Source organism: Corynebacterium sp. TAE3-ERU2, from assembly GCF_019209955.1.
Lineage (GTDB): Bacteria > Actinomycetota > Actinomycetes > Mycobacteriales > Mycobacteriaceae > Corynebacterium > Corynebacterium megadyptis.
Window position 1 is genome coordinate 314,232 of the sequence record NZ_JAHUTL010000003.1, and the last position, 14,530, is coordinate 328,761.

Annotated in this window: 12 protein-coding genes and 1 tRNA gene; 9 read left to right on the forward strand and 4 right to left on the reverse strand. The window is 64.9% G+C overall.

Features of this window, described 5'->3' with window-relative positions:
• The first annotated feature begins 24 nt into the window (after nucleotides 1-24).
• Together KRX12_RS06250 and KRX12_RS06255 are read left to right on the forward strand one after the other, a co-directional pair.
• Complete coding sequence (locus tag KRX12_RS06250; protein WP_218364925.1) at nucleotides 25-930, forward strand: metallophosphoesterase; 906 nt, start codon at nucleotides 25-27, stop codon at nucleotides 928-930.
• A 52-nt stretch (nucleotides 931-982) separates the two neighbouring features.
• A tRNA-Pro gene (locus KRX12_RS06255) sits at nucleotides 983-1,059 on the forward strand.
• Nucleotides 1,060-1,118: 59 nt separating this feature from the next.
• On the opposite strand, the gene KRX12_RS06260 is transcribed toward KRX12_RS06255, so the two are convergent.
• Complete coding sequence (locus KRX12_RS06260) at nucleotides 1,119-2,738, reverse strand: amidohydrolase (RefSeq protein WP_218364924.1); 1,620 nt, start codon at nucleotides 2,736-2,738, stop codon at nucleotides 1,119-1,121.
• A 140-nt stretch (nucleotides 2,739-2,878) separates the two neighbouring features.
• On the opposite strand from KRX12_RS06260, the gene KRX12_RS06265 reads away from it, so the two are divergent.
• The gene (locus tag KRX12_RS06265) at nucleotides 2,879-4,243 is read left to right on the forward strand and encodes an MFS transporter (RefSeq protein WP_218364923.1); all 1,365 of its coding nucleotides are present in this window, start codon (nucleotides 2,879-2,881) and stop codon (nucleotides 4,241-4,243) included.
• Here the strand turns inward: KRX12_RS06265 and KRX12_RS06270 are convergent, their stop codons facing one another.
• Together KRX12_RS06270 and KRX12_RS06275 are read right to left on the reverse strand one after the other, a co-directional pair.
• Nucleotides 4,244-5,182: a potassium channel family protein gene (locus tag KRX12_RS06270; RefSeq protein ID WP_218364922.1), complete on the reverse strand. Its 939-nt coding sequence runs from the start codon at nucleotides 5,180-5,182 to the stop codon at nucleotides 4,244-4,246.
• Between the two features lie 5 nt (nucleotides 5,183-5,187).
• Nucleotides 5,188-6,693, reverse strand: a complete 1,506-nt coding sequence (locus KRX12_RS06275) for a YhgE/Pip domain-containing protein (RefSeq protein WP_218366086.1) — start codon at nucleotides 6,691-6,693, stop codon at nucleotides 5,188-5,190.
• Nucleotides 6,694-6,805: 112 nt separating this feature from the next.
• Here KRX12_RS06275 and KRX12_RS06280 point away from each other — a divergent pair, with 112 nt between their 5' ends.
• From KRX12_RS06280 to KRX12_RS06305, 6 genes are read left to right on the forward strand one after another with little or no spacing between them, the layout of a single operon-like run.
• A complete protein-coding gene (locus tag KRX12_RS06280; protein ID WP_218366087.1) occupies nucleotides 6,806-9,727 on the forward strand; it encodes a DUF4040 family protein in 2,922 nt (973 codons plus the stop codon).
• Nucleotides 9,724-10,158, forward strand: a complete 435-nt coding sequence (locus KRX12_RS06285; protein WP_151549694.1) for a sodium:proton antiporter — start codon at nucleotides 9,724-9,726, stop codon at nucleotides 10,156-10,158. Before KRX12_RS06280 ends, KRX12_RS06285 begins: the two co-directional genes overlap by 4 nt.
• The gene (locus KRX12_RS06290; protein WP_218364919.1) at nucleotides 10,158-11,681 is read left to right on the forward strand and encodes a monovalent cation/H+ antiporter subunit D family protein; all 1,524 of its coding nucleotides are present in this window, start codon (nucleotides 10,158-10,160) and stop codon (nucleotides 11,679-11,681) included. The genes KRX12_RS06285 and KRX12_RS06290 overlap by 1 nt, the downstream gene beginning before the upstream one ends.
• A 7-nt stretch (nucleotides 11,682-11,688) precedes the next feature.
• Nucleotides 11,689-12,225 (forward strand): monovalent cation/H+ antiporter subunit E, encoded by a 537-nt coding sequence (locus KRX12_RS06295; RefSeq protein ID WP_218364918.1) that lies wholly within the window; start codon nucleotides 11,689-11,691, stop codon nucleotides 12,223-12,225.
• Entirely contained in the window at nucleotides 12,222-12,491 is a 270-nt protein-coding gene (locus KRX12_RS06300; protein WP_218364917.1) for a cation:proton antiporter, read from the forward strand. The genes KRX12_RS06295 and KRX12_RS06300 overlap by 4 nt, the downstream gene beginning before the upstream one ends.
• Before the next feature lie 2 nt (nucleotides 12,492-12,493).
• On the forward strand, nucleotides 12,494-12,895 hold the full coding sequence (locus KRX12_RS06305; RefSeq protein WP_218366088.1) for a Na+/H+ antiporter subunit G: 402 nt from the start codon (nucleotides 12,494-12,496) through the stop codon (nucleotides 12,893-12,895).
• 110 nt (nucleotides 12,896-13,005) lie between these two features.
• Here the strand turns inward: KRX12_RS06305 and KRX12_RS06310 are convergent, their stop codons facing one another.
• The gene (locus KRX12_RS06310; protein ID WP_218366089.1) at nucleotides 13,006-14,379 is read right to left on the reverse strand and encodes an HNH endonuclease signature motif containing protein; all 1,374 of its coding nucleotides are present in this window, start codon (nucleotides 14,377-14,379) and stop codon (nucleotides 13,006-13,008) included.
• Between the last annotated feature and the right edge of the window lie 151 nt (nucleotides 14,380-14,530).

The window sequence follows — 14,530 nt, forward strand, 5'->3', positions numbered from 1 at the left end:
AACGATATCGCTAGGGTGTGAAGTGTGACTGCATTATTCCGCCGACTTGGTTCCGCGAGCGCCGCCGTCGCCGCCCTTGGCGCGGGCGTTGCGCTCAAAGGCATCACCAACACCAGCGACTTTCGCCTCGACACCCTCGAGCTGCCTCTGCTCGAGCCCGGGGTGCTGCGCGAGAAGGATTCCTTCGACATCCTGCACATCGCCGATCTGCACATGCTGCCCTCCCAGGGCAGCAAACAGCAGTTCGTCTCCGGGCTGGCCCAGCTGCACCCAGATCTGGTGATCAATACCGGCGATAACCTGGGCGATCCGCAGGCGGTGCCCTATGTGCTGCAGGCCCTTAACCCGCTGCTGGATGTGCCCGGCATGTTCGTCTTTGGCACCAATGATTACTTCGCCCCGCGGCCGGTGAACCCCTTCAACTACCTGCTGGGGAAGAAGCGCACCCCCTCCCGCGTGGAGCTGCCGTGGCGGGGCATGCGGGCCGCCTTCATCGAACGGGGCTGGCACGACGCCACCCACCAGCGGGTGGAGGTGAAGGTGGGCGATGTGCGCCTCGCCGTGGCCGGGGTGGATGACCCCCACCATGACCTCGACGACTATGAGCAGATCGCCGGCCCGCCCAATGCCGATGCGGATCTCGCCATCGCGCTCACCCACTCCCCCGAGCCGCGGGTGCTGGAGCGTTTCGCCGCGGACGGCTATCAGCTGAGCATCTCCGGGCACACCCACGGCGGCCAGATCTGCCTGCCCGGTGGGCGCTCCATCGTGACCAACTGCGGCATCGACCGCGAGCGCGCCCACGGGCTGCACCGCTTCGATGGGATGCACATGTATGTCTCCCGCGGGCTCGGCACCTCGAAGTATGCGCCAGTGCGGCTCAACTGCCCGCCCACCGCCACCCTGCTGCGCCTCACGGAACGCCACTAGCTGCTGTTTTGTAGTTTCTTCCGGCGCTGTCCTATAGTGTTTCAGGTAGCGACGGGATATGGCGCAGCTTGGTAGCGCGCTTCGTTCGGGACGAAGAGGTCGCAGGTTCAAATCCTGTTATCCCGACCACTGGAAAAGGTCAATCATCCACCGGATGATTGGCCTTTTCGCATGTCCGGCGGCGTTATTTAGAGCTCGCCGTAGACCAGCTCCCCGCCCAGGATCGTGGCCAGCACCTGCACGCGGCCGATCTCCTCGGGCGCTACCTGCAGCGGGTTGCGATCCAAGAGCACGCAATCGGCCAGCTGCCCGGGCATGATCTGGCCCTTGCGGCCCGCCCAGCCGGTGGCCGCCGCCGATCCGGCGGTATAGGCGTAAAGAGCCTGTTCCGCGCTGAGGCGCTCGCTGCCATAGTAGAGCTGCCCCGACTGGGTGGTGCGCGTCACGAAGGACTCGATGGCCTGCAAGGGCGCCCCGTCGGTGACGGGACGGTCCGAGCTTCCGGGCAGGATGAGGCCGGCGTCGAGAAGCCTGCGAGCCGGATAGGAGAAGGCGGCGCGTTCCTCGCCAAGCACCCGGATCACGGCATCGCCGAAGGCGTGCACGAAGCGCGGCTGCGGCGCAATCACGATGGGGCGGCCGTTGATCGCGGCCAGCTGATCATCACGCACCACCCCGCCGTGCTCGATGCGGTGTGGAATCGCCGGCGCGCCATAGGTGTCAATGATCTCGGAGAGAATAGCCACCGATAGATCCACCGCCGCATCGCCGAGCGCATGCAGGGCCAGCGACCAGCCGGCCGCCGCCGCGCCGAGCGCTTGTCGACGCATCTCTGCCGGATCCCCCTGAAAATAGCCGCGGTGCGGGCAGCACAGGTAGTCCTCCGCCATCGCCGCAGTAGTGCTCAGTATCGAGCCATCCATAAACATTTTGGTGGGCCCGATCTGCAGCCACTCATCGCCCAGGCCAGTACGGATGCCGCCGTCGAGGCCATAGCCATAGCCATCCGCCGAGTGGCCGGCGATCTCGTGCAGGGCGTCGATGGTGGGCATGATCTGCATCCGGGTATGGCGGGTGGCCTGCTGATAGGCCCCGATCTCCCGCGGGCTATGCCCAATCCAGCCGCCGGCCACGCCACAATCGGTGACCGAGGTCAGCCCCTCGGAGAGATAGTGCGCGGTTGCCTTCTCGATGGCGGCGGCGATCTCGGTGCTTGATTCCGGCAGCAACACCTGCTGCACCAGCCGCATCGCATTCTCGTCGAGCAGACCGGTGGCAGCCCCGGTGCTATCGCAGACCACCTCGCCGCCGTCTACCAGCGGCGGGTGAGAGGGATCCACCCCGGCCGCCCACAGGGCCGGGGTATTGACGGTATTCGCATGGCCCGAGACGTGTTTGATCAGTAGTGGCCGTCCCGCCGCGGCGCGGTCGAGCGCGGCGATGGACAGCTCGCCATCCTGCAGGGCGCGGGGACGAAACCCGGCGGCAATCACCCAGTCCCGCTCCCCCACATCGGCGGCCGCGGCGGCGATCGTGTCATAGACCTCGGTGGTGGTACACGCCGCCGAGAGATCCACCTCGGACAGCGTCTGGCCAAACCACACGGTGTGGGCGTGGGCATCATTAAAGCCAGGAACAAGGGTGGCGCCGCCGGCGTCGATGCGTCGATCCGCGGGCAGGCGGCGGGCATCCTCGTCGAGCGCCACGAACCGCCCCTGCAGCATCGCCACCGCCGTGGCGCTGGGCTGCTGCGGATTCTGGGTGAGAATCCTCGCGTTCTCCACCAACACAATCGGACTGTGGCTCATAACAACTGCTGTCTCCTCGGATCGAACATGCATCATGCGGGCTATGCGGTGGCCCTCTGGTGGGGGATACATCCTGCACCAACCCCGCCGCTGCCTCTAGCCTTGACTGCAATGCCCTATACAGAGCTAGGAGGCTCGACATGAGCAGGACTGAACCCACCATCGCGGACGGCGACCCACAGGGGCCCGGCACCGTGGAGGTAGATTCCCGCGAGGTGGGCAAGATCGCCCGCGCCGCCTTCGTGGGCACCGTGTTGGAATGGTACGACTTTTTTCTCTTCGGCACCGCATCGGCGCTGGTGTTTAATTATCTTTTCTTCTCCAATGCCGATGACACCACCGCCACGCTCGCGGCCTTCGCGACCTTCGGCGTCGGTTTCTTCGCCCGCCCCTTCGGCGCACTACTCTTCGGCCGCATCGGCGATAAGCTGGGCCGACGGCCAGCGCTTATCCTGTCGATCGTGGTGATCGGGATGGCCACCGGCCTGATTGGCCTACTCCCCACCTACGACTCCATCGGCCTCTGGGCCCCCGTGCTGCTCACCGTGCTGCGCCTCGGCCAGGGCGTGGCGGTCGGCGGCGAATGGGGCGGCGCCACCACGATGGCCATTGAGCACGCCCCCGCCGATAAACGCGGCCGCTATGCCGCGCTCATCCAAATCGGCTCCCCCGTCGGCACCCTGCTCTCCTCCGGAGTATTCGCCCTGGTTCTGCTCATGCCGGAGGAGACCGTGGACTCCTGGGCGTGGCGCATCCCCTTCCTCTTGGCCTTCCCCTTCCTCGGCATTGCGCTGTGGATCCGCCTCAAGGTAGAAGAATCCCCCGTCTTTCGCGCCCTCGCCGCCGAGGCCGACAACGATGCCGAGGAGCAGGGCTCGCTCACGGAGCTTTTCGGCTCCTACTATCGCCAATTGATCCTGGCGGTCTCTGCGGCGCTGCTCGGTATTGGCGGCTTCTTCGTGCTGACCACCTATGTGATGAGCTATGCCACCACCGCCCTCGGCATGGCCCGCCAGGACGTGGTGAACGCCACCCTGCTGGCGGCAGTCTGCCAGATCTTCATCAACCTCATCTTCGGCCGCCTCGGCGAAAAGATCGGCCCGGGCCGCATCATCGGCTGGGGATCGATCGCCACCGCACTACTGTCCTATCCGGTGTGGATGATGATCGACACCGCCAATGTGGCTCTGCTGACCCTCGCGGTGTGCATCGGGCTGAGCGTGGTCACCATCAGCTACTCGGTCTCCGGGCTTTTGCTCTCCGAGCTCTTCCCCGCCCAGCTGCGCTACACCGGCATCGCCATCGGCTCCAATGTGGCCGGGACGATCTCCGGCATGCTGCCCTTCGTGGCCGCCTGGCTCAATAGCTCGGGCGAGCAGCCCTCCGCCTGGCCCGGCATGCTCATCCTCGTGGTGGTGGCGCTCATTAGCGCCGCCGGCGGTTTCCTCGGCGAACGGCACCGCGTCCGCGACGAGGTCGTGCTCGAGGCCACCGACGCCGAGTAGCTAGCTGCTCTCCGGCGGGTCGGCGGTGGCGTCAGGGTGGCGTCGATAAGCCAGCTCTGCGAGCTCGCTTTTCAGCGTGGAGGTCTCCTCCCGCAGCTCGCGCACCTCGTGGGAAAGATCCTGCACGGCCGTGAGCAGCTCCCGGTGGCGGACGGAATCCATGAACTCCTCCGTCTCCGAGGAGGTGGTTTGCACCTGCTCCACCAGCCAGGAGGACAACATCGCGGTCACCACACCGGCGATCGCGATACCGGTGAGCATCAGCACCGACGCCACCAACCGGCCCTGGGAGCTCACCGGCGCAATATCGCCATAGCCCACCGTGGTCACCGTCACCAACGCCCACCACACCGCGTCGCCGAAATCCACAATCTGGCTGCCATCCTGCGTCGCCTCCGCCTCATAGAGCGTGATCGCCGCCACGAAAATCACGAGCACCGCCGTGACCGAGGTGTACCACGCCACGCTCACCCGGGCATTCGCCGCAGAAAAACGCTGCAAAATCACCAACGTCGGCAAAATCCGCAAAATACGCAGCGGGCGGAACATCGGCAGCACAATCAGCGCCAGCTCCCACAGATGGCGCACAAACCAGCGCCAGGAATTCTCCGCCAGCACCAGCCGCACCGCATAGTCGACCAAAAAGCACAGCCAGACGCCCCACATGCCCACATTGGCGATCTTGGTCAGCAGCGCATCATTGGCGCCCAGGGCCGTCCACGCATACAGCACCAAAAACAGTAGTGAGGCCACCAGCATCGGGCCCTCGGAATGGCGCTCCCACTTCTTCTGGGCGCTCACATGGTGCGGCACATGCGGCGCAAAGATCTCCTTAAGCACCACCGAGGTCTTCCGCCGCAGCGGCATGCCTGAAATATCAACGGGCCCTGCGTCCTTATCGGCCCCACTGTCGGTATTTTTCTCAGTCGAAGCAGCCACGGCCCCTACTGTGCCACATGCTCCGTCGCCGCGGGCTTATCGACGCCATCCTCTCGCACCTCATCCGGCTCGGCGGAGCTGGGGCTCTGGTTGGGGCTGGGGCTGGGGCTCTGGCGGCGGGCGAGCCAGAGACCACCGGCGGCCATGATCGCGAGCACCGCCGCCGAGCTGCCCGCCATCACCCCGTGGGCGCTATTGCCGATGGCGCTCAATCCCGCGGTGGCATAGTGCAGCGGCATCAACCCCGTGGCGATCTGCGCCCCGAGCTCCACCGTGCCGGTCGTGGCGCTCTTCCACACCAAGCCCACGACGAGGAGCTGGAGGAGGAATACTGCCCCGACAACACCTGGGGCGAAGCGCTGCGGCAGGAGAAGCTGCACCAGCTGCGCGATGGCCGACCCGGCCATCGTGGCGAGCAGCAGCAGCCCAGCGGAGAGCGCCAGAGCGAGGACTCCGAGATCCCCCACAATGGCCAAGGCCACAGCCGCGCTGGCCGCGATCCCCACAGCAGCCACGAGCTGCTGCAGCAGGGACAGCCGCGCCAGGCCCACTGCCGCTCCGAGCCCCATGGCGAGCGCCGCGATGAGCAGCGCATAGAGCGGGGGCAGGGCGTTGGTGGGGGCCTCCGGCACCTCGGCGGGGTCTGCCTGGGCCGTGTGGGCAGGCAGGGCGCGCTGGATACCGGTGATGGAGTTCTTGTTATCCTCGGCCAGCTTCTCTACCCGCTCAGCACCATCGGCCAAGGCCGTGGCCCCCTCCTGGGCGCGGACGCTGCCGCGTTCCAGCTCGGCGAGGCCCTGGTTGAGATCCTTGGCGCCCTGGGTGGCCTGGAAGATGCCATCGTGGAAGGCATAGCCGGGGGTATTGAGCTGATTGGCGAGTTCCCGCGAGCCCTCCCGCATGCGGGTGAACTGGGCTTTTTGCTCCTCGCTAAGGGTGATATTTTCCAGCTGCGGCCGGTACTCGTTGAGCTGTTCGCGAAGCTCCTCCGAGCGGGGATCCACCGACTCTTCAAGCTCTTTGTCGATCTGATCCAGCGCCGCCAGCAGCTGCCCGCGGGAGGCCTCCACCCCCACCAGCGCCCCGGCGACCTGCTCGATGCCATCGGCGAGTTCCTGGGCGCCCGGGCCCATCTGGCCCACGCCGGCCTGCAGCTGCACCATCCCCGCGGAGAGCTCGCCGGAGCCGCTATGGGCCGCGGAGATGCCGTCGCGCAGCTGGGTGGTGCCCTCGGCGAGCTGGCGGGAGCCATCGCTTAGCTCCTTCACACCGGAGTTTAAGAATCCCGATTGGGTGCCGGCACTACTGGCTGCCCGGCGCGCCGCGAGGAGATCCGCATCCGAGTAGCCGGCCGGGCTGGCGGCCGCAGGCGCGCCGGAGGGCTCATCCTTGGTGGACCACGCATCGGCGGGCTCCATCCTCATCACAGCCGCCGCAATAGTGGCGAGAAGCACAGGAGCAACAATCACGAGCACAGCCAGGAAGCGAGTGAGCATGGAAGAGCTTTTCATGAGCACTAAATCTATCGCTTTCAAGGACGATTCGGCGAGAGGCCCACCGATTTACCCAGCTGGTAACGTAGAATGCGGCAATTTTTCCCGGACTCCTAGTGTGGAACTTTCTATGACCCTATCGACCGTATTGCTGTTAGTGGCAGCCACCGTGGTGTTGGCTCCACTAGCAGTTCGCTTGGGTGACCGGCTTGCGGGCTGGCCGCTCGCGCTGCTGTTCTTCGCAGCAGCGGGTGTGCTGGCCGCCAAGCTACCGGACATCATTGACGGCGACTCGCCCACCTTCTCCATGACGTGGATCAGCGATTTCGCCGCCACAGGCGTAGATGTAAACCTGAATTTTATTGCGGATCCTCTCAGCACCTTCTTTGCTTTGTTGGCGCTTGTGATCGGCGGCGTGGTCTTCATATATTCCGCCGCCTATCTGCACAACGATGACTTCAACCTCAGCTTCTACTGGCTGATGTCCGCGTTCACCTTCTCCATCCTGCTGCTGGTGCTCACCGACGACATCGTGGTGCTGTTCATCGCCTGGGAGCTGGTGAGCATGGCCAGCTTCATGCTCATTGGGCGCGCCAAGGGATCCAGCGGCCAGATGGGCGCGATCCGCACCCTGATCCTCACCTTCACCGGCGGACTCACCCTCCTGACCGCGGTGGCGATCATGGTGGCCAAGACCGGCACGACCTCCATCAGGGAGATTCTCGCCTCCGACTTCTGGGCGGCGGATCCGAACCTTACTACTGTTTTGGCGGTCTTGGTCGCGGTCTCGGCCTTCACTAAATCCGCCCAGCTGCCCTTCCACTTCTGGCTGCCCGAGGCCATGGCCGCCGCCACCCCCGTGTCGGCGTTCCTGCACGCCGCCGCCGTGGTGAAGGCCGGCGTCTATGTGCTCATGCGTTTCTCCGCGGTCTTTGCAGACAACCACACCTGGAATGTACTGCTGATCTCGGTGGGCATGACTACTGCTGTGATGGCGGCATTCTTCGCCATCCAGAAGACCGACCTGAAGAGCCTCACCGCCTACTCCACCGTCTCCCACCTGGGCTGGATCGTGGCGACGATCGGCGTGGGCACCCCCTTCGCGCTGGCTGCCGCCCTCGTGCACACCCTGGCGCACGGGCTGTTTAAGTCCAGCCTGTTCATGCTCATCGGCGTGGTCGACCACCAGGCCGGCTCCCGCGATATCCGTCGCCTGGGGCCGCTGTATAAGAAGATGCCCTTCACCTTCGCCTCCGCCGCCATCGGCTTGATGTCGATGGCCGCCGTGCCGCCGCTCTTCGGCTTCGTCTCCAAGGAGGGCATGCTGGAGGCCTTCACCGAGGCGCCGCTGACCTCCACGGGCGTGAGCTCACTACTGATCGCGGCCGCCGTGGGCGCATGGTTTACCTTCTCCTACTCCGCACGCTTCTTGTTCGGGGCGTTTATCGACGGCGACCGCTCGGTGGATGACGTCCACGAAGCGCCAGTAGCTCTGTGGCTGCCCGCCGCCCTGCCGGGCCTGATGTCGCTGCCGATCGTGTTTGTTCTCGGCGTACTGGATAAGCCCATCGCCGCCGCCGTGGGCTCGGTCGCCTCCGAGCCGGAACTGCACCTGGCGCTGTGGCACGGGGTGAACACTCCGTTCATGATCTCCATGGGTGTGCTGGCCGCCGGCCTGCTCACCATCATCTACCGCAAGCCGCTCTTCAAGGCGATCGGCGAATACACCTTCGCTCCCTTCACCGGCAACCAGGCGCTCGCCGTGCTCATGGGCTCCGCCGCCGGCTGGGGCAAGGCCGTGGGCCGCATGGCGGATTCCTTCTCCCCCTCCCGGCACCTGGCCCCACCGCTGGTGGTGGTGTGCATCCTCGGCTTCATGGTGAGCTTCTTCAGCGGCGGAGTCGATGGCGTTGCCATGCCGCCGCGCGTGGAGGGCACCGATACGCTGCTGGATCTGGTGCCACTACTGATCGTGGTGATGTCCGTCAGCGGCCTCATGCGCGCCAAGTCCCGGCTGCACGCAGTAGTGCTTGTGGGCACCGCTGGTGTGGGCGTGACCCTGCAGGTGCTGCTTTTGGGCGCGCCCGACGTGGCACTGACCCAGTTCACCGTGGAAATCCTCATCACCGTCATGATGATGCTGGTGGTACGCCTGCAACCGCGCTACTTCCACCGGACCTCGGACCGACGCCGCTACTGGTCGGCCGTGCTGGCGATCGCCACCGGTATTGTCACCTTCCTCGCCGTCTACGGTTTGCTGGCCCGCAATGGCGGCCGCTCCGAGATCGCGCAATGGTACATCGATAACGCCCCCGAGATTTCCGGCGGCACCAATATCGTCGCGGTGATCCTGGTGGAGTTCCGTGCACTCGATACCTTGGGCGAGCTGTCGGTGCTGGGCATGGCCGGTGTGGTCATCTACTCGGTGGTGTACTCGGTGCCGAAGCACAGCTTCCTGCCGGGCACCAAGCCGCCGCGCTTCGGCTTTGAGGATCTCAACGCCACCCCGCTGCGGCACGTGTTCAAGGTTGTTGTACCCGTGCTCATGGTGCTGTCCGTGCTGATCTTCCTGCGCGGCCACGAGGACCCGGGCGGAGGATTCGTGGCGGCCCTCGTCGCCGGCGGCGCAATCGCCCTCGGCTACCTGGCGAAACCCGCCGACGAGCGCATCGTCAAGCCCAATACGCCCTTCCTGCTCATCGGTTTCGGCATCATCCTGGCGCTCACCCCCGGCTTCTTGGGGCTGACGGAAGGCTCCTTCCTCTACGCCATCCACGGCCACATCGGTGACATCCACCTGACCACCTCGCTCATCTTCGACATGGGCATCTACCTGGCGGTGCTCGGCATGATCACCATGGGCATCAACGCCCTCGGTGGCCGCCTGCGCCCCGGTGCCTACCCCGGCGATCTCGCCTTCGTCCGCGACGACGAGTCGCCCCTGCCCGATGTCAGCTTCGACGAAGACCCCGAGGCGGAACTGACCGACCCGGACTTCCACCACCAGATGGACGTCGAAAAGCAAGAAGGAAAGAAGGTGCACCAGCAATGATCATGGCCCTGACCATCGCGGTCCTCGTCGCCGGCGGTGTGTACCTCGTGATGCAACGCGGCATGATGCGCATCGTGCTCGGCATGTCGCTCATCAGCCACGCCGCGAACATCATCATCCTCGTCGCCGGCGTCCCCGCCTACCGCGGCGAAGTCTTTGGCGACCGCACCGACATCGCCGACATGGCCGACCCGCTGCCCCAAGCCTTCGTGCTGACAGCCATCGTGATCACGATGGCCACCGTCACCTTCATGCTGGCGCTCGCAGCACTCGGCCTCGACGACGACACCCGCAACCCCACCGACCCCGAAGCGCCCGCCGCGTGGAACACCGCCGGCCGCAAAGTCCGCACCAACCAATCACCCCGCCGCGCCGAAAAGCTCAAGCAACGCTATAAGCGGCACCTGAAGGATGCGGAGGAAAACGACTAATGGACATTGTTCTTCCGCTGTTTGTTGCGATCCCACTACTGATCGCGGGCATCGCGACACTACTGCCCAACAAAACCGCCCGCGACGCCCTGCACCTCATCGTGCCCGCGGGGACCATCATCGCCGGGCTGTGGCTCTTTAGCTACACCGCCGAACACGGCCCCATCGCCCACAACGTGGGCAAATACGTGGGCGGCGTCGCCATCCCCTTCGTGGCCGACCCCTTCTCGGCGGTCATGATCGTCACTACTGCCATCGTGGCATTGTCGGCGAACTGGTTTGCCACTACTGTCGGCGAAACCCGCGCCCGGTTCTACCCGGCGCTCACGCTGATGCTGCAAACAGGCATCAACGGTGCACTACTGACCGGCGACCTGTTCAACTTCTTCGTGTTCATGGAGGTCATGCTGCTGCCCTCCTATGGTCTGCTCGCCATGACCGGCACCTGGTCGCGCATGGCATCGGGCCGACTATTCGTGCTGGTGAACCTGACCGCCTCGACACTACTGCTCATCGGCGTCGGCATCCTCTACGGTGTCGCCGGCTCGGTGAACATCGCCGCCCTCGCCGGGGCAGGGGCAGGAAACGGCCCCGTGACCGTGGCGCTCGGCATCGTGATGATCGCCCTCGCCATCAAGGCCGGCGTGTTCCCCGTGCACACCTGGCTCCCCCGCACCTACCCGGGATCCTCGGCGGCAGTCATGGCGCTATTCTCCGGCCTGCACACCAAGGTGGCGGTGTACATGATCTTCCGCATCTACACCGTGATCTTCGACCTCGACGACCGCTGGAACACCCTCATCATCGTGGTGATGGTGGCCTCCATGCTCGTCGGCGGCTTCGCTGGCCTCGCCGAGCACACCATCCGGCGCGTACTCGCCTACCAGATGGTCAACGGCATGCCCTTCATCCTGGTCATGCTCGCCTTCACCACCCTAGACCCGCAGCGTGCACTCGCCGCCGGCCTGCTCTACGCCCTGCACCACATGATCACCATCGGTGCCCTGACCCTCACCTCCGGAGCGATTGAGGAAACCTACGGCACCGGCCGGATCATTCGACTCTCCGGGCTGATGCGGCGCGACCCTCTCGTAGCCGCCATCTTCGCCGCCGGCTCCTTCTCCATCGTCGGCTTCCCGCCACTATCGGGCCTGTGGGGCAAGCTCTTCATCATGGCCGAGGTGGCGCGCCCCGCCACTACTGCCTCGTGGATCGTGATCACCACCATCATCGTGGCCTCCATGGGCGCACTACTGAGCATGCTGCGCGTGTGGCGGAAGGTGTTCTGGGGCAAGCCGATGCAGACCTCCCAGTTCCCCGCCGACTACGTGATCGCGAAACCGATCATCGCGCCGGCCGCCGTCATGATCCTGCTGTCCTTCGCCATGTTCATCTTCGCCGGCACCATGTTCGATGTGGTGCTCACCGCCAGCGAAGGACTACTGGACGTGAGCAGCTACCAGCAGGCAGTCCTAGACAACTTCGATCAGGCCGTCGGCGTCGTCGCCGGGGCGGCAGGATAGGACAACAATGCACTGGATTAGCTACACCATCTGGTTGATTGGCCAAGTGATTGCGTCGGCAAGCAAAGTCGCAATCGACACGGTTCGCATCAACAACACCCAAGATCCGATCATCGTCAACTATCCCGTGCGGGTCACCGGTGAATGGGAGCGCACGCTGTTCTCCACCTCCATCACCATGACCCCGGGCACCCTATCCGTGGGCTTCCGGCCCGTCGAGACCATCGACGGCGCCGAATCCGAATCCGGCTACATCCTGCTCGTGCAGGCCGTATACGGATCCGATCCCGCCGAAGTGATCGCCGACCTGGCGCACATGGAAGAAAAACTGGCGCCCCGCGTCGCAGACACCCCCCTGCACTACAGCGCATGGATGTATGCCGGCAACGTCGGCGACGGCTACCGCAACGATATCGACTTCCCGCTCGCGGAACTCGACGAAAACAGCGCCAAAAGCAAAGAGCAAAAGCGCGTCGACCGCGTCAAACAAGCCCGTATCGAGGCCGCCAAACGGCAACAGCAGCAGAAAGGAGACAAGAAATGAGCGTTCTTGAGATCATCTGCTACCTCGGCATCGCCACCTTCACCATCGCGCTGACCATCGCGCTGTCGCTCGCCATCCGCTCCCAGGACCCGGGCACCCGCGCACTACTGGCCGACATGGTGTTCTACTGCATGCTGGGCATCTACCTCATCTGGACCCTCACGCACCCCGTATCCATCGCCTATGAGGTAGCCCTCCTGGCCTCGATCATGGGTGCGCTCACTACTGTTTCGCTCGCCCGCATCCTTTCGAAAGGCAGGAGGTAGTCATGACCATCAGCGACATTATCGTCGGAGCCCTCGTGCTCCTGGCCGCATTCATTGCCATGGTTACCGTGCGTTCCATTTGGGAGGCCAAGGATGCGCTGACCCGCGTGAATCTTTTGAGCCCGCTCACGGGAGTAGCACTACCACTGCTGATTATCGCGAACCTGGTGAACGACTTCTCCACCAAGGGGTTTGACCCCAATAACCTCGTTCGCGCCATCATTTCGATCGCTTTCCTACTGGCAGTAGTAAGCGTCTCCAGCTTCTACCTGGCCCGCGCCATCTACGGTGTCTCTGTGGATGACCGCGTGCGCCTGGCCAAGGAGCGTTCCTCCCAGCAGGAGGACGATGCGCCTGCAGAAGACTCCGCCGCTGAGCCCGATCCGCAGGTGTCTGAACAGTAGTACTGTTCTCGCCACCAACCCCCAAGGAATCCTGATCCTTGGGGGTTGTTTTGCGCGCACCTGAAGCCCCACCGCATTCTGGGCGCGGAGGGGCTGAGGCGACTAGGGGTTTAGCTCGCGGGTGGTTCGCACCCGGGCGGCCATGGTTGGTTGCGGATGCGTCTGCCGGCGGAGCGGGAGGCGGCGTAGCCGTTGTTGATGTTCACCGATGGGTGCGGGGTGCCGCGGGCGGTGCCGACGATTCCGGTGTGGGGGTCGCGGCGGGCGTGGTGTCTTCGCGGGTCGCGTTGGGTGTCGTCGTTGTCGGTGTGGTGGGTGCGGCATCTCGCGGTGAGGTTTTCGATGTCAGTAGTGCCGCCGTGTTCCCACGCAGTGATGTGGTGGATGTCGGATCGCGACAGCGGTGTGGAGCAGCCTGGGTGGGAGCACACCCCTTCGGAGGCGAAGAGGGCGAGCCGTTGGGCGAAGGTGGCGGTGCGACGCATGCGGCCGACGCGCAGCGCCATCCCGGTGGAGGGGTCGTGGATGACGTAGAAGCCGTATTTGTTGGCCCCGAGTTCCTCGATCTGGTCGAGGGTGAGGTTGATCCCGGTGTTGGTGGGCAGGGTGTAGCCGGCGGCGATGAGGTCGTCGCGGTCGAAGTCTTTGGCGGAGAAGCTGAACACCATGGCGCTGCTCCGGCTGGTGTCGCCGCGGTTCATGACGGCGCAGGCGGCGTCGGCGCTGCGCTGGTCGAAGGTGCGGGTATCGCCGTGGGGTCGCGGTTTCCGGAGTTCGGCGTCGAGTTGGGCTTTGAAGTCGGCGATGGCGGCGGCGGGGAGTTTCGCGTTGATGGAGCAGGTGCCGTCTTCATCGGTGCGGGTAATGCGGAAGAAACGCTTGCGGCGGCCGCGATCGGGGTTGGCGCCGAGCCGGGCGTTGAGGGTGCGGACGCGTTCGATGGCGGCGGCGCGCACGTCGGCGTAGCTATGGGTGGTGGCGTAGGTGACGAGCTGATTGCGCAGGGTTTCGCGGATCAGGGCGTTGTCGGTTTTGAGTTTGGCGAGTTTCGTTTCGATGACGGTGCGGGTTTCTGCGGAGATGAGGGCCTGGCGCAGCAGATGTTCACTGGCGGTGCGCAGCTCGGCGGCCTCGGCGCGGCGGGCGCGGACCTCGTCGTCTTCCTCGGTGGCGTCATCCACCATGGGCCCGTAGAGCCGGTGCGCCTGGGTGGAGACAGTAGTGGCGCGGCTGCGGGACCAGCCGAAGTCTTCTTCGAGCACCCGCACGGATTTCCCCGTTCCGGCGACCACGCTGGATAGTCCGTTGGCGAGCCGGTGCGCGAGTAGCACGTCGATGTGCGCTTTGAGCCCCATGAGCGCATCCATGGCGACGATCTCCTCCCACTGCTCGGCGATCTCGGCGTCGCTGGCAGTAGTGAGCACCGATTCGGCGGCCTCGAGGGCGGCGGCGAGATCGGCGCGGGCGCGCTGCAGGGTGGTCATGGCTCACATCGTGGCCCACCCGCCGCGCGTTGTCATCACGCTGCACGCTTATCGACGCCATCCTGTGCATAACCCCTTTTTCTATCCACAGCCCCTAGCCGAAGATGCCGCTGAGTCCGAGTACCATGTTTTCTGCCTTTCTGGGCACCGG